Origin of the sequence: Synechococcus sp. MU1651, assembly GCF_023630635.1 — a bacterium.
Classification (GTDB): Bacteria; Cyanobacteriota; Cyanobacteriia; order PCC-6307; family Cyanobiaceae; genus Parasynechococcus.
Genome location: NZ_JAKUHJ010000005.1, coordinates 70,988 through 88,243, shown reverse-complemented (window position 1 = coordinate 88,243; position 17,256 = coordinate 70,988). Strand labels below are relative to the sequence as shown.

Below are 17,256 nucleotides of genomic sequence, written 5' to 3'. Positions count from 1 at the left end.
ACCCATGGCTTTGTTGCCCTTACCACTCCCGTTCGCTGAACTGGAAGTGGGTCACCACCTGTACTGGCAGATCGGCGATCTGTATCTGCATGGTCAGGTGTTCCTGAGCTCCTGGATCCTGATCGGCATCCTCCTGGCTGTGGTGCTTGTCGGCACCCGCGGGATGAAGCGTGACCCGATCGGTCTGCAGAACCTGCTCGAATTCCTCTGGAATTTCATCCGCGATATCGCCCGCGACAACATCGGCGAGAAGTACTACCGCGACTGGCTGCCGTTCATCGGCACCCTGTTCTTGTTCATCTTCGTGAGCAACTGGGGCGGAGCCCTGATCCCCTGGAAGATCTTCGAACTCCCTGAGGGTGAGCTCGGCGCTCCCACCGCAGACATCAACACCACCGTGGCGATGGCTCTGTTGGTGTCACTGGCGTACTTCTATGCCGGCCTGAGCCGTAAAGGTCTGCGCTTCTTCGAGCTGTACGTGGAGCCGACCCCGATCATGCTCCCGTTCAAGATCATCGAGGAATTCACCAAGCCTCTCTCCCTCTCCTTCCGTCTGTTCGGAAACATCCTTGCCGACGAATTGGCTGTGGGCGTGCTGGTGTACCTGGTTCCGCTGATTGTGCCCCTGCCTGTGATGCTTCTGGGTCTATTCACCAGTGCCATTCAGGCTCTGATCTTCGCGACCCTGGCGTCCTTTTACATCGGTGAAGGCCTCCACGAGGCCCACTAAAAGCCGACCTCCTCTATCGCCTGAGAACGGCGATCTGCTAAACACATCCGCGCGCAGGTCCGGCATTGCACCCGGGCCCGTTCCTTCGGGAATGTCCCTGCGCGGGGGGAACCGATCCCCAAGTCCATTCCGTACAGCGCTTCCCAGCGCTTCCCCTTACACCACCCAACATGGATTCCATCACCTCCGCCGCTTCCGTTGTGGCTGCTGGCCTGGCAGTCGGCCTCGCCGCCATCGGCCCTGGTATCGGTCAGGGCACCGCGTCCGGCGGCGCTGTTGAGGGCATCGCCCGTCAGCCCGAAGCCGAAGGCAAGATCCGCGGCACCCTGCTGCTGTCCCTGGCTTTCATGGAATCGCTGACCATCTACGGCCTGGTGGTGGCTCTGGTGCTTCTGTTCGCCAACCCCTTCGCCGGCTGATCAGTGCAGGGGGATCGCTGATCCCCCTCCTGAACTTCTTGTTTCGATTCCTTCCCAGCGCACCTTTCCATGACCTGGCTTCTGCTCGCTGAAGCAGGTGTTCCGGAGGGAGGTCTTTTTGACCTCGATGCCACCCTTCCGCTGATGGCGGTTCAGGTGGTTCTCCTCACCTTCCTGCTCAATGTCCTCTTCTTCCGTCCGGTCGGCAAGGTCGTGGAAGATCGCGAGGGCTACATCTCCACCAGTCGTGCTGATGCCAAGCAGAAGCTCGCCCAGGTTCAACGCCTGGAGGCTGATCTGGCTGAACAGCTGAAAGGTGCCCGCCAGGCCGCTCAGGCCGTGATCATCGAGGCGGAACAAGAAGTTGACCGGCTTTACCGCGAAGCACTGGCCCAGGCGGAAGCTGAAGCCAACCGCACCAAAGAGGAAAGCCGTCGTGCCATCGAGGCCGAGCGTGAGTCCGCCCGAACCCAACTCAAGGGCCAGGTGGATCAGCTGAGCACCACGATCATCAACCGTTTGCTGGCCGCGTGATGTCTCTCAATTTCAATCCGCTCGAAACCAACCTGGTCAACCTGGTCATTGTGATCAGTCTCCTGGTTTGGTTCCTGCGCGGTTTCCTGGGAGGAATCCTGGAACGCCGCCGCGCCGCCATCCTTCAGGACCTGCAGGACGCAGAGTCCCGCCTGAAGACCGCCACTGAAAACCTGAGCCAGGCTCAGTCCGAGTTGGCTGCTGCCCAGCAGAAAGCCGAGAAGATTCGTGCTGATGGTCAGGCCCGCGCCGCAGGCATTCGTGCCGAAGGCGAGAAGCGCACCATCTCTGCGATGGCTGCCGTCAAGGCCGGTGCCGATGCTGATGCAGAGGCCGATGCTGCCCGGATCAAGGACACCCTCCGTCGTGAAGCTGCTCTGGCGGCAATCGACAATGTTCTTGCCCAGCTTCCGGATCGTCTCGACGCCAGTGCTCAGGCCAAGTTGATCGATTCCACCATCAAAAATCTGGAGAACGCCTGATGCCTCTCCTCAACTCTCTGGCCACCCCCTACGCCGAAGCATTGCTTCAGGTCACCGAAGCCCGAGGTGAGTCTGAAACCGTTGCCGATCAATGCAAGCAACTGCTTGAGATCTGGAACGATTCCGAAGACTTCCGCGACGCCATGGTGTCTCCGGTTCTTGAGCCGGATGCCAAAAAGCAGGCCCTCAAGGCCCTCGTGGGTGAGCAGGTCACCCCGTCCGTTCTCAACCTTCTCAAGGTCTTGGCGGATCGGCAGCGACTCCTTGCCTTCGATGCGGTGATGCTTCGCTACCTCGAGCTCTATCGCGAGCAGCAGGGCATCACCCTGGCTCAGGTCCGCTCAGCCCAGGCTCTCAGCGAAGAGCAGCAAGCGGCCCTCTCCAAGAAGGTGCAGGCCATGGCCGGCACCAACAAGGTCGACATCGACCTCAGTGTGGATCCGTCCCTAATCGGCGGTTTCGTCGTGAGTCTCGGATCTCAGGTGATCGACGCCAGCCTGTCTGGCCAGGTTCGTCGCCTCGGTCTGGCACTCGCCAAGGCGAGCTGACCTCACTTCTTCCTCCACCGCTTCTTCCCCCCCCACTCCCAGCTGGGATCACACGCCATGGTTTCCATCCGTCCCGACGAGATCAGCGCCATCCTCAAGCAGCAAATTGAGGACTACGACAAGTCGGTTTCCGTCAGCAATGTCGGCACCGTTCTCACCGTGGGCGACGGCATCGCCCGCGTTTACGGCCTGCAGCAAGCCATGGCCGGTGAGCTCCTCGAATTCGAGGACGGCACCGAAGGCATCGCCCTGAACCTCGAAGACGACAACGTCGGCGCGGTGCTGATGGGTGAGGGATACGGCATCCAGGAAGGCAGCACGGTGAAGGCCACCGGCAAGATTGCTGCTGTGCCCGTGGGTGAAGCCATGCTGGGCCGGGTGGTGAACTCCCTGGGCCGTGCCATCGACGGCAAGGGTGAAATCGCCACCAGCGAGACGCGCCTGATCGAATCCATGGCGCCCGGCATCATTCAGCGCAAGTCGGTGCATGAGCCGATGCAGACCGGCATCACCGCCATCGACGCGATGATCCCCGTCGGCCGTGGCCAGCGCGAGCTGATCATTGGTGACCGCCAGACCGGCAAGACCGCCATCGCGATCGACACGATCCTGAACCAGGCGGATCAGGACATGATCTGCGTCTACGTCGCCGTGGGTCAGAAGGCTGCTTCTGTGGCCAACGTCGTTGAAGTGCTGCGTGAGCGCGGCGCCCTCGACTACACCGTGATCGTGGCGGCCAACGCTTCCGAGCCCGCTGCGCTGCAGTACCTGGCTCCTTACACCGGCGCCTCCATTGCCGAGTACTTCATGTACAAGGGCAAGGCCACCCTGGTGATCTACGACGATCTCTCCAAGCAGGCTGCTGCCTATCGCCAGATGTCGCTCCTGCTGCGTCGTCCGCCCGGTCGTGAGGCTTACCCCGGCGACGTCTTCTACTGCCACAGCCGTCTGCTCGAGCGTGCAGCCAAGTTGTCTGACGCCATGGGCAAGGGTTCCATGACCGCCCTGCCGATCATTGAGACCCAGGCCGGTGACGTTTCGGCCTACATCCCCACCAACGTGATTTCGATCACGGATGGTCAGATCTTCCTCAGCTCTGACCTGTTCAACTCCGGTCTGCGTCCTGCGATCAACGTGGGTATCTCCGTGAGCCGGGTGGGCGGTGCTGCCCAGACCAAGGCCATCAAGAAGATTGCCGGCACCCTCAAGCTGGAGCTGGCCCAGTTCGACGAGCTGGCCGCCTTCTCCCAGTTCGCTTCTGACCTGGATGCTTCCACCCAGCAGCAGCTGGAGCGCGGCAAGCGTCTGCGTGAACTGCTCAAGCAGCCTCAGTTCAGCCCCCTGATCCTGGCTGAGCAGGTCGCCATCGTTTACGCCGGTGTGAAGGGCCTGATCGACGACGTCCCCGTCGACAAGGTTGTTGATTTCTCCCGCGAACTGCGTGAGTACCTCAAGTCCAACAAGGCTGAGTTCATCACCGAAATCCAGGAGAAGAAAGTGATGAGCCCTGAGGCTGAGGCGATCCTCAAGGACGCCATCACCGAAGTCGTGTCCACCATGGTCGCCTCCGCGGCCTGAAGGAGCTGCCGACATGGCGAATCTCAAGGAAATCCGAGACCGAATTAAGTCGGTCAAAAACACCCGCAAGATCACCGAGGCCATGCGCCTGGTGGCTGCGGCCAAGGTGCGCCGCGCCCAGGAGCAAGTGCTCCGCAGCCGTCCCTTCGCGGATCGGCTGGCCCGGATCCTGGAAAACCTCCAGTCCCGCATGGGTTTCGAAGATGCGGCATCTCCCCTGATGCAGCAGCGCAATGTGGAGACCATCACCCTGGTGGCGGTCACCGGCGATCGCGGCCTGTGTGGTGGCTACAACGCCAACATCATCAAGCGCACGGAACAGCGTTTTGCTGAACTGAAGGGGAAGGGCTTCGACGTGAAGCTGCTGCTGATCGGCACCAAAGCCATCGGCTACTTCACTCGTCGGGACTACCCGATCCAGACCACCTTCTCCGGTCTGGAACAGGTGCCCACCGCCGATGAGGCCAACACGATCTCCACGGATCTGCTGGCTGAGTTCCTGGCCGAAAGCACCGACCGCGTCGAACTGATCTTCACCAAGTTCATCAACCTGGTGAGCTGCAAGCCCGTGGTTCAGACCCTTCTGCCCTTGGATCCTCAGGACATCGCTGATCCCGAGGATGAGATCTTCCGTCTCACCACCAAGGACGGCCTTCTGACGGTGGAGCCTGGTGCAGGCCCTGCCAACACCGAGCCGAAGATTCCTTCGGACATCGTGTTTGAGCAGACCCCTGAACAGTTGCTGAATGCACTGCTTCCGCTGTATCTGCAGAACCAGATGCTGCGTTCCCTGCAGGAATCGGCAGCCTCCGAGCTGGCCAGCCGGATGACGGCCATGAACAACGCCAGCGACAACGCCAAGGAATTGGCCAAGAGCCTCACCCTTGACTACAACAAGGCCCGTCAGGCTGCGATTACCCAGGAGATCCTGGAAGTTGCAGGCGGTGCGGCCGCTGTTGGCTAACCATTTCGGTTGATCTTTTCGGTCGATCGATTCATAGACAGCCGGTCCTTCGGGGCCGGCTTTTTTGTGCTGTGTTTACGGTGAAGCGGAGCGGTTTGAGGGCCTGGGCGTGCTTCAGCTTCATCAGCTCTTCCCCACCGTCGTGGCAACGACGCAACTTCCTCTCGACCCTCTGCAGCAGGCGTCCTGTATGCAGGCTCTGCTGGAGCTTCGCGGCGAGGCCGAGGGCAACCCCAATGAAGGCTGCGCCTGGACAGGGGACCTGCATGGGGTGTGGCAGCTGCATCAACAGCAGCCCTTTCAGGCCTTGGCTCAGTTGGTGGTTCAGCAGGCCTGGATTTATCTCGATTCGCTTGGGTTTGAGCGAAGCCAAGTGGCCCTGCATCTGCAGCGTTGCTGGCCGGTGATCAGCGATTGGGATCAAGCGGTTGGCCGCCACCATCACCCCAATGCCCATCTCAGTGCTGTTCTGTACCTCACGGGTAACGGCTCGGGAGAAGAAGGCATGTTGCGGCTGCATGCGTCCGATCAACCCAATGAGTTGGTGGCGGGTTTGGCGGTGGGTTACGGCGGCCCGATTGCTGAAGGCCACCCGTTCAATCAGGCCCACTGGGATCTGGCCCCACGCCCCGGTTTACTGGTGCTGTTTCCGTCGAGCCTGCAGCACAGCGTTCTGCCCAACGACGCCCCAGACGAGCTGCGCTGTTCCATCAGTTTTGATTTCGTGCTGACAGCACCCGTGCAGGGTGGTTCGCCGGAATATCTGGCGCCCCACCCCCGCCACTGGGACTCGCTGGACGAGCCCATTGCCTGAGAGAATGCGGCGTCTTCCTTGTTGAGCCCGGCATGTCCGACGTGGCCACCTACACCGTCCGCGCCGAGTTCGAAGGCGAAACCCACAGCTTCCCCTGCCGCGCTGACCAGACGGTGCTGAATGCTGCTGAGGCCGCTGGCATCACCCTCCCCAGCTCCTGCTGCTCCGGGGTATGCACCACTTGTGCTGCGGTGATCAGCGAGGGCAGTGTTGAGCAGCCCGATGCCATGGGCGTGAAGGGTGAGCTTCAGCAGCAGGGCTACAGCCTGCTGTGCGTGGCTTTCCCGCGTGCTGATCTCACCCTCAAGGCGGGGCAAGAGGATGCGCTCTACGAAGCCCAGTTCGGTCAATACCAGAAGTGAGGCTCATCAGCCTGCAACGCCAGTTTCCTTGGCCCGCTGATGTGCCATTGGTTGAGCTGCGCAGCTGGATCCGTCAGCAGTTGGCTCACGAGGGTGATCCGCTGCGTTGGGCTCTTACCGCAGTGCACTCCAGTGCCGATGGTGCTCGCACCCTTCAAGTGGAGGCAGTGATCAACGCGTGAGCTCGGCCCCGATGCCAACGCTGATGCTGGTGCCCACGGGCATCGGTTGTGACATCGGTGGCTACGCCGGTGACGCCCTGCCGTCTGCACGCTTGCTGGCTGCAGCGAGCGGCTGCCTGATCACCCATCCCAATGTGATGAACGGGGCTTCGCTGTATTGGAGCGATTCCCGCGTGCTCTATGTGGAGGGTTATGGCCTCGATCGGTTTGCCGTGGGTGACTGGGCCCTGCGGCCGGTGCGAAGGCAACGGATCGGCTTGCTGCTGGATGCCGGTATCGAGCCTGAGCTGGCCCAGCGCCAGATTCAGGTGGCTGAGGGCTGCCGAGCCAGCCTGGGTTTGGAGATCGGTCCGGTGGTTTCCACGGATGCGCCGCTTGAGGTGACGCTTGAGTGTGGTGCCAGTGGCGCCAGCTGGGGGCGATTGGGGCGTCCTGATGCCTTGTTGCGAGCCGGTGAACGCTTGAAGCAGGCCGGGGCGACGGCGATTGCAGTGGTGGCCCGCTTCCCGGAGGATCCGGAGAGTGACGCGTTGGCGGCGTATCGACAGGGCAGTGGCGTGGATGCTCTGGCCGGTGCTGAAGCGGTGATCAGCCACCTGCTGTTGCAGCACTTGCAGATCCCCTGTGCCCACGCTCCGGCCTTGGACCCCTTGCCCCTGGATCCGCAGCTGGATCCAAGGGCGGCGGGTGAGGAGCTCGGCTACACCTTCCTGGCCTGCGTGCTGGTGGGGCTGAGCCGGGCACCGGATCTGGTGAGCGCCCCCCGGCAGCCTGGCGATCTTGATGCGACGCAATTGGGGGCGGTTGTGGTGCCCGCAGGCGCCCTGGGGGGTGAAGCGGTGCTGGCTTGTCTGGAACGGAATGTTCCGCTGATCACAGTGGAGAACCCCGCGGAGTTGTCGGTCACGGCCGATGCCCTTGGCTTGAGCCAGGGCGTTCTTCAGGCCAGCAGTTACAGCGAGGCAGCAGGGTTGGTGCTGGCGCTGCGGGAGGGATTGAGTCCGGCGTCGCTGGGCCGGCCACTGCCAGCGCTGCAACGGTTGGATTGATGCCTGGCGGTTTTGGTGGAGCCCTCGATCAGAGCCCTTGCCCCTGTGGGGGTGGTGTTTATCGCAGCTGCTGCGGGCCCCTGCATCGCGGTTATCAGCGTGCCGAAACGGCTGAACAGTTGATGCGCTCAAGATATTCAGCTTTTGCGCGTGGCGAGATCGACTATCTGCTGGCCACCCATCCCGAGCCGGATGTTCCAGCACAGCAGCGGCGTCGTTCCCTGGAGCGGAGTTGCCGGCAGACCCGTTGGCTCGGCTTGACGGTGCTGGCTGTCAGCGCCGGCGGCCCGCGGGATCTGGAGGGAACGGTGCAGTTTGAAGCCCGTTACCGCGGTGGGGTGCTGAAGGAAACCTCCCTGTTTCAGCGGCGCGACGGCGCGGGGGATGGTCCTTGGCTCTATGTGGGTGCACTCCACATGGAGGGCTAACGCAGGCAGGCCATCGGATGCCGCGGCGGCACCCCAAGTGCTTTGGCCACGCCGGGGTGGCAGACCGATCCCTGCACCGTGTTCAGGCCGGAGATGAGTTCCGGTCGTTCCGTCACCGCTTCCTCCAGGCCCCGCCCGGCGATGCCCAGGATGTACGGGAGGGTCACGCTCACCAGGGCTTCGGTGGAGGTGAACGGCACCGCACCAGGCATGTTGCCCACGGCGTAGTGCTGCACGCCGTGGATGGTCACGGTGGGATCGCGGTGGGTTGTCTCCTGGCTGGTGGCGATGCAGCCGCCTTGGTCGATGGCCACATCCACGATCACTGAACCGGGCCGCATCTGCTTCACCATCTGCTCGTCCACCAGGGTGGGGGCGCGCCCACCGGGGGTAAGCACGGCTCCGATCACCAGATCCGCCGTTGGCACCAACCGTTCCAGAAGCCCGCGGCTGCTCACCACACTCATCAAGCGACCGCGCCGGTCGGCCTCCAGGCTGCGCAACCGCTGGGGTGAGCGGTCGAGCAGCAACACCTCGGCATCCATGGCGGCGGCCGTTCGTGCGGCATTCCATCCCACGGTGCCGGCGCCAAGCACCACCACCCGGGCCGGTTGCACGCCGGTGCAGCCCCCCATCAGCACGCCGCGGCCGCCGTGGGGTTTCTCCAGCAGGTGAGCTCCAACCTGGGCCGCCAAGCGCCCCGCGATTTCGCTCATCGGTGCCAGCAACGGCAGGCTGCCGTTCTCCAGCTGCACGGTTTCGTAGGCGATGGCAGCGGTGCCTGCCTCCAGCAGAGCCTCGCCAACGCTGGGATAGGCGGCCAGGTGCAGGTAGGTGAACAGCACCATGTCCTTCCGCAGATAGACAAATTCCTCCGCCTGCGGTTCCTTCACCTTCACCACCAAATGGGCGCCCCAGGCCTCGTCGCGGCTCACCATTTGGGCACCGGCACCGGCGGCGGCGAAGGCGTCGTCACCGATTCCCGCTCCAGCCCCGGCTCCGGTTTCGATGCGCACCTCCAAGCCTTGGCTCACCAGTTCCCGCACCGCATCGGGAGTCAGCGCCACGCGCTGCTCATCGAGCTTGATCTCCTTCGGCACACCGATGCTGGCCATCGGGGCCGAGAGAACGGAGGCTGCCATGGCGGCTTCAAGGAGATCCCTTCAATCTGGCTCCGCTGCGCACAACCCGCCACATCACCAGGGTGGGATGGCTTTAGGTCGCTGCAATGGGCAACCGCCAACCGCTGCCGAAGGCCTGGGGACTCACCTTGAGCAACGGTGCTGCCTGGCGTCGCTTGAACTCGGCCCGTTTCAACAGCCGTTCCACCCGCTCCACCAGGGCGGGATCATGGCCGGCCGCCACCAGGGTTGCTCCAGAATGGCGCTCCTGGATCAGGGCTTTGAGCAGGGCGTCCAGAGCGTCGTAGTCGGGCAGGGAGTCGCTGTCTTTCTGGTTGGGCCTGAGCTCGGCGCTCGGGGGTTTGCGTCGAATCGCCTCCCCCACCAGCTCCCCGTGGGTCGGGAGTCCCAGCGCCTGGCGGCAGCCCCGGGCTGCGTCGCTGTCGAGCCAGTCGCACAGGGCAAACACGCTGGTTTTGTAGAGATCGCCAATCACCGCAAGCCCGCCGTTCATGTCGCCATAGAGGGTGCAGTACCCCACGGCCAGCTCGGATTTGTTGCCGGTGGTGAGCAGCAGTTGGCCCTGCTGGTTGGCCACGGCCATCAGCAGGGTGCCGCGAATGCGTGATTGCAGATTTTCCGCCGTCACGCCCTGGGGCGTTGCCCCGAGCGGTGCGGTGAGGGCCTGGTCGTAGCCCTCCATCAGGCCGGCGATCGGCACTGTGTTGGTCTGCAGTCCCAACCGTTCGGCCAAGGCCAAGGCGTCGTCGATGGATCCAGCCGAGCTCCAGGGGGAGGGCATCAACAGCGCTGAGACCGCCTCGTTCCCCAGGGCTGCGCTGGCGATCACGGCCACCAGCGCTGAGTCGATGCCGCCGCTTAACCCCAGCAATGCCTTGTTGAACCCGCATTTCCGGGCGTAGTCACGCACCCCAAGCACCAGGGCGCGGAACAGCCGCTCCAGGGGATCCATGGGTTGAATCTGGCCGTGGGACTGCACAGGGGTGGGATGACCGCTGTCCCAGATCGCCAGGTGCTCCTCACAGACGGGGAGCTCCAGCTGCACGGCGCCATCGGCTCCCACCACAAAACTGGCCCCGTCGAACACCAGCTCGTCGTTGCCCCCCACTTGATTGAGGTAGATCAGTGGGCAATTGAGGCGTTGCGTCGCCGCCGCCGCCAGCTGTTGGCGCAAGGCTGGCTTGGAGGCATCGAAGGGGGAAGCCGCCAGATTGATCACCAGATCCGGCTGTTCGGGGATCAGTTGATCGATGGGATCCGGTCCGTCCAGGCGCTCGCGCTGCAGGCCGTCATCCACCCAGAGGTCTTCGCAGATGGTGAGGCCCAGTCGCTTCCCGTTGGGCAGGCTGAGCAGGCAGGGGCCATCACCGGGGCGGAAGTAGCGCCGCTCATCAAAGACGTCGTAACTGGGCAGCAGCTGTTTCTGGGCAATCGGCCGCCAGCCCAGACGATTCACCAGCACCACACCGTTGTGCAGCCGTGGACTGCGGGCATCGGATGCGGGCAGCGCAGCTCCCACCAAGAGAGTGACGCTGCTGTGCAGTTGGTTCACCAGCCACTGCAGCACCGTGTCTTGCTGTTGGAGGCGGCTGGGCTCGAGCAACTGGTCCCGGGGGGGGTACCCCCAGAGGGAGAGTTCAGGGGTGAGCACCAGCTCAACAGCCTGCTCTTCTGCTCTGCGCACGGCCTCCAGAATCTGCTTCGCGTTGCCCTCGAAGTCGCCGACTACGGGGTTGAGTTGCGCAAGGGCGATGCGCATCAGCAGAGGCTCCCCGAAAGGCCATAAAGATTGTGCTGGAGCAACAGCGGCCATACCGCTTCAGGGATCTGAGCTTGATTCGGTTGCTGGCGCAGTTGCGAACTGGCGGTGGCGGGAACCTCCAGATCCAGGAGCTCCACCTGTCCGCCTAGATCGCGCAGGGCCTGCAGCGTGGCGTCCTCGAGGGGCCAACCCTTGCGGGGGGCGATGGCCAGGCGGCACTGCGGCAGCCAGCAATCGCTCTGTTTCCAGCGGGGAATCTGGCCAGCGAGATCGCTGCCCACCACAAACACCAGGTTGCGATCAGGCCAATGCTGGGCGGCCCGTTGCAAGGTGATCAAGGTGTAAGGGCTGCTTAGATGCTGGGCCAGCTCGAGACGTTCATCCTGCAGTTGCTGCACCAGCTGGCCGAGCAGCATTGCTCGCAATGCCAGGGGAGCATCGTGCTGTTTCAGGGGGTTGTCGCTGGCCCAGGTCGCCACCTGGCCGTAGCGGTTCAACAGACCCTCCAGCAGCACCTGATGGCCGCGGGTGGGTGGATCGGCGCTGGTGCCCAGCAAAGCGATGGCAGCAGCGGTCATCTCAGGGCAGCAGTAGTTGCAGATCCTGCTCCAGGGCTTTGGGCCAGCGCAACAGCCAGTGGTGCACCACGGGATCTCGTTCGGCCAGGCGGCGTAACAGCGCACCGGGTTGTCCACCGCGTCGTCGCAGCAACTGCTGGGCCACCAGACGCCCCGTTCGGCGGCTGGCATGCACCGCCAGGGCGGCCTGGGCCACGGCCACCGGGGCTGCCGGGGCCATGCTGGCGCCGCCGCTCACCGGCACCAGTAGCAGCAGGGCCTGCTTGAGGGCCGCCAGCCCCAGCTGCACCCCGCCCAACAAGGCGTTGTGGCTGGAGAGTCGGGTGAGCAGCAGCCGTGCCGCCGCTGGCGTCATCGGCAGGTTGTAGAGACGGCTGAGCTGCAGCACCAGGGCGGTGTCGCAGGCCATGCCTCCGGCCATGTCCAATTCCATTAAAGGGTTGACGGCCACGCCGGTGGCTTTGGCGGCTGCGTAACGACCGATCAGGCTCTGGGCCGTGCGGCGGTGCTGTTGCAGCCGCAGTGCTTGGCAGGCCCTCTGGAAGCGGTCGGCCTGGCGCAGCGACTGAATCGCCAACAGCAGGGTGCCTTCGTTCTCCAGCTGCCGGCAGAGCTGCTTCTGCAGATCTTGCACCTGCGGCGTCGTGATCGTGCTGCGCACCCGCCCATCGGCCTGGATCTGGGGGCTGCGGGGCGCTGCCGCTGCCGCGGTGATCGGCAGATCCACCGGCAGCCGGGCGCGGATGCTGCGCAGCAGTTCGGCACGGTCTTGCTCTGGCCAGCGGTCGCTCCGGTTTAGCACCAGCTGCAGGGGCTTGCCGCTCTCCAGCAGCGTTTGTAAGGCCTCCAGGTCGGCCCGGGTCAGGTCGCTGTCCACCACCAGCAGCACCAGATCAGCCCCCATGGCCACGCGGGAGGCCAAGCGAGCCCGCCCGGCGGCATCGATTTCATCAATGCCGGGGGTGTCCACCAGTTCCACCCTGGTCAGCCCGGCAATCTCCACGGGCCAGTCCACCGCCTGCTGATGGCGGGTGCTGCCGTGGGCGACATCCGTTGCCAGCAGTGGCCGGCGGATCAAGGCATTGATCAGGCTGGATTTGCCGACCCCCACCCGACCAAACAGAGCAATGCGCAGGCGTCGTTGCTGCAGCCGTTGCAGTTGACGATCCAGCAGCCGCAATTCACCCCCCAGCAGTCCCTGGTCCCGTGGGCTCAGCTGAAGCTGATTGCGCCAGTGCTCTAGCAGCAGCTGGCAGCGCTCAACGGTATGGGGCGGGGTGGGTTGCATCCCGCTCATGCTGCCGGCTTGCGCCACCAGCCGGCCAGCACGGCCAGCACCGATTCGGCCCCGATCACGCCGACAAAGCCACCGAATTCATCCACCACCACGCGCACACCACCGCTGTCGCGCCGGAAGCCCGTCAGCAGCCGATCGGCCCTGATCATCTCGGGCACGTATTCCACCGGTTCGCAGAGATCAACGGGTGTGAGCAGGCCGCGGTTCTCCAACAGGGCCGTGAGCACTCGCTCGCGGCTGGCCACGCCAAGCACCTTGTCCACTTGATCGCCCAGCACCACCCACCATGGGTCGTTGGTGCTCATCAGCTTGGCCCGCTGGGCTTCAATGCTGAGGCTCCCATCCAGGGTGGGCGCCGCTACCCGCGGCGTCATCAGGTCGCGGGCGGTGAGGTCGTTGAGTTGAAACACCTTGCCGATCATCGCGGCTTCATCGGCTTCGATCTCTCCCTTCTGGGAGCCCAGGCGAGCCAGCAGACGGATCTCCTCTTCGTTGGTGCTGAGTTCCGCTTCGGCGGTGATGGCCGGCAGCATCCGTTCCAGCAGCAGCACCAGCGGCCTGAGCACCAGGCCGAGCCAATGCAACAGGGGTGCGCTGGTCAGGGCCACCGGCAGGGCCAGACGGCTTCCGAGGGCTTTGGGCAGGATTTCACCCAGCAGGATCACCAGGACAGTCAGACCCACCGAGAACACCGGCAGGGCCACACCGCTGATGTTGCGCTGCTCGAACACCCAGGCGGCATAACCGCCCAGCATCAGGCTGCCGAAAATGTTGAAGCCGTTGTTGGCGATCACCAGAGCCGACAGGGTGCGCCCCAGCCGTTGACGCAACTGCGCCAGGCGCCGGGCCCCGGCCACAGGGCTTTCCCGGGCGGCCAGCTCGTGCACCCGGATTGGACTCACGGTCAACAGGGCGGCTTCCACTCCGGAACAGAGGGCCGAACCCAGCAGCACCACCAAAACCAGCAGCAACAGCACCAGGAGATCGGAGCTCATTGCCGTCTGAAACTCCTTGCATCGTAGAGGCCCTGGCCAGTTCGGCCTTGCCAACTGCCATCCTGTTCCCCTGAACGCTCTGCTGCTGTGAACGGTTTCGACTCCGGCATCCACGCGCGTCGTCGCGCCCTGTTCATGGAGCAACTCGGCGCTGCCGCCGCGGTGATTCCGGCCGCGGCATTGGCGACCCATCACGCCGACTGCGAATGGCCCTTCCGGCAGGACAGCGATTTCTTTTATCTCACCGGTTTTGATGAACCGGATGCGGTGGCTCTGCTGCTGCCGCATCGACCGGAAGGCGAGCGCTACGTGCTGTTTGTGCAGCCCAAGGACCCGGCTGCTGAGGTGTGGACCGGCTTCCGCTGGGGCACCGAAGGCGCGGTGGAGCGCTATGGGGCGGACCTGGCCCATCCGCTGGATCAGCTGAGCGAAAAACTGCCCGAGTACCTCGCCGGTGCCGAAGCCATCGCCTTCCGGGTGGGCCGCCATACATCGGTGGAATCGATGGTGCTTTCGGCCTGGGGGCGGCAACTGGACACCTATGCCCGCACGGGGACGGCGGCCCTGGGCCTGGTGGCACCAACGCCGATCCTGCATCGCCTGCGGCTACGCAAGGAGCCCCATGAGTTGGAGCGTTTGCGGGAGGCCTGCCGCATCTCCTCAGAAGCCCACGAGCTGGCCCGATCGATGACCCGTCCGGGCATGAACGAAGCCGAGGTGCAGGCGGCGATGGAGGCCCACTTCCGCAGCAACGGGGCCCGCGGTCCTGCCTACGGATCCATCGTCGCTGGTGGTGATAACGCCTGCGTGCTGCACTACACCGCCAACACGGCCCCGCTGCAGGACGGTGACCTGCTGCTGATCGATGCCGGTTGTTCGCTGGAGGATTACTACAACGGCGACATCACCCGTACCTTCCCGGTGAATGGCCGCTTCACGGCGGAACAGCGGGAGCTCTACAGCTTGGTGCTGGAGGCTCAGGAAGCTGCAGTTGCCGTTGTGGCTCCCGGCGGCACGGCGGAGGCGGTGCACGACACCGCCCTGCGAATTCTGGTGGAGGGCCTGGTGGACCTGGGCCTGCTGATCGGGGATGTGGACGGCATCATCGAGCGAGGCGACTACCGCCACCTGTACATGCACCGCACCGGCCATTGGCTTGGTCTGGATGTGCATGACGTGGGGGCCTACAGGCTCGGTGAGCAACCTGCGCCGCTGGAGCCAGGCATGGTGCTCACCGTTGAGCCCGGTCTTTACGTCAGCGATCGCCTCAGCGTGCCGGAAGGACAGCCAGAGATTGACGATCGCTGGAAAGGCATCGGCATCCGCATCGAAGACGACGTTGCCGTCACCGAGACCGGCCATGAGGTGCTCACTGCCGGCGCCCTCAAGAGCGTTGCTGCAATGGAGCGCTGATCGCCTCGATCAGCGGGGAGTTTCGCGGACCGCAGTTGCCCTTATCCCGCAGCTCCTTCCCACTGCAAGACCGCTTCAGTGGTCGTCAGCACTTGATCGGCGCCCGCCTCCCGCAGCCGTTGCTCATAGATGTCGCGCGCTGCAGCCTGCTCTGGGGTTTGCAGGTGAGGCGGTGCCACCGCCAGGCTTACGAATGGTTGTTCCGGCCAGCGTTCCCGGGCCTGGATCACGGTGTGCACATCGGCCACGGTGTCGCCGAGATAGGCCACCTGAACTCCCTCGGCACTGGCCCCCAGTGCTTTGGCCAGGCGGATCAAGCCTGTGGGGTCCGGTTTGTCGGGGGCATCTCCCATCGCGATCAGGGGCGGGTCCTGGAGCCCCAGGCGCTGCTGAAGCACGAAGCGGGCTGAGGGTGGTTCCGCTCCACTCACAAATCCCCAGCGCAACTTGCGCTTCGACAGCGTGGCGAAAAAGCTGGCGTCCACCAGAAGAGGCTCATCACCGATGAAGCCCGTCCATTGGCTGGGGTCTCCGTCCGGATCTCCGCCGAAGTAGAAACCGCTGAACACATCGATCAGCGCGGCGCGATCCGGCAGCTCAGCGCCATGGCGGCGCAGCAGTTCAAGGCTGGCTTCCCAGTCGTTGTTCCAGGCACCCTCAGCCTTCAACGCATCGATGACATCAGCACTGGGCTGCCAACCGCAGTAGTGCTGCACAGTGCATTGAAGGGCCCGTCGATAGCTGCCCGCGACATCGCGGATCACACCATCGATGTCGAACAGCAGGATGCTTGAGGATCCCAGAACGTCCAGTGGGTGAGCGGCTGGTAGGTTAGTTGTTTGTATTTCTGTCTTGAGCGCTGACACCATGACGGTCACCGAAGGCGCTGCCCCTACCGACCAGGAGGTCGCGACTCCGTCCGCCGCCGCGGCTGAAGGCGCCACCCAGGCAGCTGAAACCACTGAAAAGCCTGCAGCCAGCGAAGCCGAAGGCCGGCCTGTGCTGAAGGGCGCCGCCGCGGCTCTGGCCACGGCCACCATCGATGCTGATGGTGTTCCTTCCGGTTACACCCCCAAGGCCGATGAGGGCCGGTTCCTGCTGAAGATCCTCTGGCTTCCCGACAACGTGGCCCTTGCGGTTGATCAGATCGTTGGCGGTGGCCCCAGCCCCCTCACCTCCTACTTTTTCTGGCCCCGTGAGGATGCCTGGGAAAGCCTGAAGACCGAACTGGAAGGCAAGAGCTGGATCACCGACAACGAGCGGGTTGAAGTGCTCAACCAAGCCACTGAGGTGATCAACTACTGGCAGGAAGAGGGCAAAGGCAAGAGCCTCGACGAGGCCAAGGCCAAGTTCCCCGACGTCACCTTCTGCGGTACCGCCTGATTCCGCTTTTCAAGTTGATGATGCAAACCTGCCTTCGGGCAGGTTTTTTTATGAATCCCCGTGGCTTGGCTGGTGTTGGGATGACGAACGGACAAACGACACCACGAAAAAGGCCAGGGGCGATAACCCCTGGCCTTTTGCGACGTCATCCTTGAAACAGGGGGATGAATCAGTCGGCGGTTTTGCTGGCCTGAAGGCGAGCGCGGGCTTCATTCAGCTGTTGCTGCGCCTTGAGTTTTGCCGGTGAAGCAGGTTGGCCTTCCATGCCAGCCACCACGGTGGAGGCCTTCTGGAAAGCGGCTTCGGCGGCAGCGGCATCGATGGAGCTGCCCAGTTCGGCCTTGTTCACCAGAACGGTGACTTCATCAGCATCCACTTCGGCAAAACCACCCATCAGAGCGATGGAGTTCCAGGCACCGTTGGCACGCACCCGCAGCACACCGATGTCGATTGCGGTGAGCAGGGAGATGTGGCCGGGCAGGATGCCGAGTTGACCGGTGGTACTGGGCAGGATCACCTCGTCGGCGCTGCCATCAAAGACGTTCTGGTCTGTTGCCAGCACGCGGAGGGTGAGGGACATGAACCTTGGTTCGAAA

At 63.7% G+C, this 17,256-nt stretch carries 21 protein-coding genes; 14 read left to right on the top strand and 7 right to left on the bottom strand.

The features are described from left to right. Window positions 1-4: 4 nt before the first annotated feature. From atpB to NCN05_RS06465, 12 genes are all read left to right on the top strand, one after another. Window positions 5-730: a F0F1 ATP synthase subunit A gene (atpB, locus tag NCN05_RS06520; protein ID WP_006852023.1), complete on the top strand. Its 726-nt coding sequence runs from the start codon at window positions 5-7 to the stop codon at window positions 728-730. Window positions 731-900: 170 nt separating this feature from the next. Then, on the top strand, window positions 901-1,149 hold the full coding sequence (gene atpE / locus NCN05_RS06515; RefSeq protein ID WP_006851467.1) for an ATP synthase F0 subunit C: 249 nt from the start codon (window positions 901-903) through the stop codon (window positions 1,147-1,149). Window positions 1,150-1,218: 69 nt separating this feature from the next. Next, window positions 1,219-1,683, top strand: a complete 465-nt coding sequence (locus NCN05_RS06510; protein ID WP_250397461.1) for a F0F1 ATP synthase subunit B' — start codon at window positions 1,219-1,221, stop codon at window positions 1,681-1,683. After that, window positions 1,683-2,165 carry a F0F1 ATP synthase subunit B gene (locus NCN05_RS06505; protein ID WP_250397460.1) on the top strand — a complete coding sequence of 161 codons (483 nt, stop codon included), beginning with the start codon at window positions 1,683-1,685 and terminating at the stop codon, window positions 2,163-2,165. The genes NCN05_RS06510 and NCN05_RS06505 overlap by 1 nt, the downstream gene beginning before the upstream one ends. Then, window positions 2,165-2,713, top strand: coding sequence for an ATP synthase F1 subunit delta (gene atpH, locus NCN05_RS06500; RefSeq protein WP_250397459.1), 549 nt, complete (start codon window positions 2,165-2,167; stop codon window positions 2,711-2,713). Before NCN05_RS06505 ends, atpH begins: the two co-directional genes overlap by 1 nt. A gap of 57 nt (window positions 2,714-2,770) precedes the next feature. Continuing rightward, entirely contained in the window at window positions 2,771-4,291 is a 1,521-nt protein-coding gene (atpA, locus tag NCN05_RS06495; protein ID WP_114989504.1) for a F0F1 ATP synthase subunit alpha, read from the top strand. Between the two features lie 13 nt (window positions 4,292-4,304). After that, window positions 4,305-5,255, top strand: coding sequence for a F0F1 ATP synthase subunit gamma (locus NCN05_RS06490; protein WP_250397458.1), 951 nt, complete (start codon window positions 4,305-4,307; stop codon window positions 5,253-5,255). 103 nt (window positions 5,256-5,358) lie between these two features. Further along, window positions 5,359-6,069, top strand: a complete 711-nt coding sequence (locus NCN05_RS06485; RefSeq protein ID WP_250397483.1) for a TIGR02466 family protein — start codon at window positions 5,359-5,361, stop codon at window positions 6,067-6,069. Window positions 6,070-6,101: 32 nt separating this feature from the next. After that, complete coding sequence (locus tag NCN05_RS06480) at window positions 6,102-6,431, top strand: 2Fe-2S iron-sulfur cluster-binding protein (protein ID WP_114989502.1); 330 nt, start codon at window positions 6,102-6,104, stop codon at window positions 6,429-6,431. After that, entirely contained in the window at window positions 6,428-6,613 is a 186-nt protein-coding gene (locus tag NCN05_RS06475; RefSeq protein ID WP_250397457.1) for a DUF8621 family protein, read from the top strand. Before NCN05_RS06480 ends, NCN05_RS06475 begins: the two co-directional genes overlap by 4 nt. Then, window positions 6,610-7,662 carry a DUF3326 domain-containing protein gene (locus NCN05_RS06470; RefSeq protein WP_250397456.1) on the top strand — a complete coding sequence of 351 codons (1,053 nt, stop codon included), beginning with the start codon at window positions 6,610-6,612 and terminating at the stop codon, window positions 7,660-7,662. Before NCN05_RS06475 ends, NCN05_RS06470 begins: the two co-directional genes overlap by 4 nt. Then, window positions 7,662-8,090: a YchJ family protein gene (locus tag NCN05_RS06465; protein WP_250397455.1), complete on the top strand. Its 429-nt coding sequence runs from the start codon at window positions 7,662-7,664 to the stop codon at window positions 8,088-8,090. The genes NCN05_RS06470 and NCN05_RS06465 overlap by 1 nt, the downstream gene beginning before the upstream one ends. On the opposite strand, the gene ald is transcribed toward NCN05_RS06465, so the two are convergent. The 5 genes from ald to NCN05_RS06440 all read right to left on the bottom strand — a co-directional run bounded on the left by ald (window position 8,087) and on the right by NCN05_RS06440 (window position 13,864). Further along, window positions 8,087-9,232 carry an alanine dehydrogenase gene (ald, locus tag NCN05_RS06460; protein ID WP_250397454.1) on the bottom strand — a complete coding sequence of 382 codons (1,146 nt, stop codon included), beginning with the start codon at window positions 9,230-9,232 and terminating at the stop codon, window positions 8,087-8,089. The genes NCN05_RS06465 and ald overlap by 4 nt on opposite strands. Before the next feature lie 73 nt (window positions 9,233-9,305). Continuing rightward, on the bottom strand, window positions 9,306-10,991 hold the full coding sequence (locus tag NCN05_RS06455) for an NAD+ synthase (RefSeq protein ID WP_250397453.1): 1,686 nt from the start codon (window positions 10,989-10,991) through the stop codon (window positions 9,306-9,308). Then, window positions 10,991-11,572 (bottom strand): nicotinate-nucleotide adenylyltransferase, encoded by a 582-nt coding sequence (locus NCN05_RS06450; protein WP_250397452.1) that lies wholly within the window; start codon window positions 11,570-11,572, stop codon window positions 10,991-10,993. The genes NCN05_RS06455 and NCN05_RS06450 overlap by 1 nt, the downstream gene beginning before the upstream one ends. 1 nt (window position 11,573) lies before the next feature. Then, entirely contained in the window at window positions 11,574-12,869 is a 1,296-nt protein-coding gene (locus tag NCN05_RS06445) for a GTP-binding protein (protein WP_250397482.1), read from the bottom strand. Next, a complete protein-coding gene (locus tag NCN05_RS06440; RefSeq protein ID WP_250397451.1) occupies window positions 12,866-13,864 on the bottom strand; it encodes a CNNM domain-containing protein in 999 nt (332 codons plus the stop codon). Before NCN05_RS06440 ends, NCN05_RS06445 begins: the two co-directional genes overlap by 4 nt. An 87-nt stretch (window positions 13,865-13,951) precedes the next feature. Here NCN05_RS06440 and NCN05_RS06435 point away from each other — a divergent pair, with 87 nt between their 5' ends. After that, window positions 13,952-15,277, top strand: coding sequence for an aminopeptidase P N-terminal domain-containing protein (locus NCN05_RS06435; RefSeq protein WP_115161664.1), 1,326 nt, complete (start codon window positions 13,952-13,954; stop codon window positions 15,275-15,277). Between the two features lie 41 nt (window positions 15,278-15,318). On the opposite strand, the gene NCN05_RS06430 is transcribed toward NCN05_RS06435, so the two are convergent. Next, window positions 15,319-16,146: a TIGR01548 family HAD-type hydrolase gene (locus NCN05_RS06430; protein ID WP_502988805.1), complete on the bottom strand. Its 828-nt coding sequence runs from the start codon at window positions 16,144-16,146 to the stop codon at window positions 15,319-15,321. Here NCN05_RS06430 and NCN05_RS06425 point away from each other — a divergent pair. Further along, window positions 16,145-16,660, top strand: coding sequence for a 30S ribosomal protein PSRP-3 (locus NCN05_RS06425; protein WP_250397449.1), 516 nt, complete (start codon window positions 16,145-16,147; stop codon window positions 16,658-16,660). The genes NCN05_RS06430 and NCN05_RS06425 overlap by 2 nt on opposite strands. 169 nt (window positions 16,661-16,829) lie before the next feature. Here the strand turns inward: NCN05_RS06425 and atpC are convergent, their stop codons facing one another. Next, a complete protein-coding gene (gene atpC, locus NCN05_RS06420) occupies window positions 16,830-17,240 on the bottom strand; it encodes an ATP synthase F1 subunit epsilon (RefSeq protein ID WP_250397448.1) in 411 nt (136 codons plus the stop codon). Window positions 17,241-17,256 lie beyond the last annotated feature (16 nt).

What these genes read in the sequence shown, in the direction of transcription:
- atpB (WP_006852023.1), top strand. Translation starts at nt 5, where the DNA reads ATGGCTTTGTTGCCCTTACCACTCCCGTTCGCTGAACTGGAAGTGGGT.
- atpE (WP_006851467.1), top strand. Translation starts at nt 901, where the DNA reads ATGGATTCCATCACCTCCGCCGCTTCCGTTGTGGCTGCTGGCCTGGCA.
- NCN05_RS06510 (WP_250397461.1), top strand. Translation starts at nt 1,219, where the DNA reads ATGACCTGGCTTCTGCTCGCTGAAGCAGGTGTTCCGGAGGGAGGTCTT.
- NCN05_RS06505 (WP_250397460.1), top strand. Translation starts at nt 1,683, where the DNA reads ATGTCTCTCAATTTCAATCCGCTCGAAACCAACCTGGTCAACCTGGTC.
- atpH (WP_250397459.1), top strand. Translation starts at nt 2,165, where the DNA reads ATGCCTCTCCTCAACTCTCTGGCCACCCCCTACGCCGAAGCATTGCTT.
- atpA (WP_114989504.1), top strand. Translation starts at nt 2,771, where the DNA reads ATGGTTTCCATCCGTCCCGACGAGATCAGCGCCATCCTCAAGCAGCAA.
- NCN05_RS06490 (WP_250397458.1), top strand. Translation starts at nt 4,305, where the DNA reads ATGGCGAATCTCAAGGAAATCCGAGACCGAATTAAGTCGGTCAAAAAC.
- NCN05_RS06480 (WP_114989502.1), top strand. Translation starts at nt 6,102, where the DNA reads ATGTCCGACGTGGCCACCTACACCGTCCGCGCCGAGTTCGAAGGCGAA.
- NCN05_RS06465 (WP_250397455.1), top strand. Translation starts at nt 7,662, where the DNA reads ATGCCTGGCGGTTTTGGTGGAGCCCTCGATCAGAGCCCTTGCCCCTGT.
- ald (WP_250397454.1), bottom strand. Translation starts at nt 9,232, where the DNA reads ATGGCAGCCTCCGTTCTCTCGGCCCCGATGGCCAGCATCGGTGTGCCG.
- NCN05_RS06455 (WP_250397453.1), bottom strand. Translation starts at nt 10,991, where the DNA reads ATGCGCATCGCCCTTGCGCAACTCAACCCCGTAGTCGGCGACTTCGAG.
- NCN05_RS06450 (WP_250397452.1), bottom strand. Translation starts at nt 11,572, where the DNA reads ATGACCGCTGCTGCCATCGCTTTGCTGGGCACCAGCGCCGATCCACCC.
- NCN05_RS06445 (WP_250397482.1), bottom strand. Translation starts at nt 12,869, where the DNA reads ATGAGCGGGATGCAACCCACCCCGCCCCATACCGTTGAGCGCTGCCAG.
- NCN05_RS06440 (WP_250397451.1), bottom strand. Translation starts at nt 13,864, where the DNA reads ATGAGCTCCGATCTCCTGGTGCTGTTGCTGCTGGTTTTGGTGGTGCTG.
- NCN05_RS06425 (WP_250397449.1), top strand. Translation starts at nt 16,145, where the DNA reads ATGACGGTCACCGAAGGCGCTGCCCCTACCGACCAGGAGGTCGCGACT.
- NCN05_RS06430 (WP_502988805.1), bottom strand. Translation starts at nt 16,146, where the DNA reads ATGGTGTCAGCGCTCAAGACAGAAATACAAACAACTAACCTACCAGCC.
- atpC (WP_250397448.1), bottom strand. Translation starts at nt 17,240, where the DNA reads ATGTCCCTCACCCTCCGCGTGCTGGCAACAGACCAGAACGTCTTTGAT.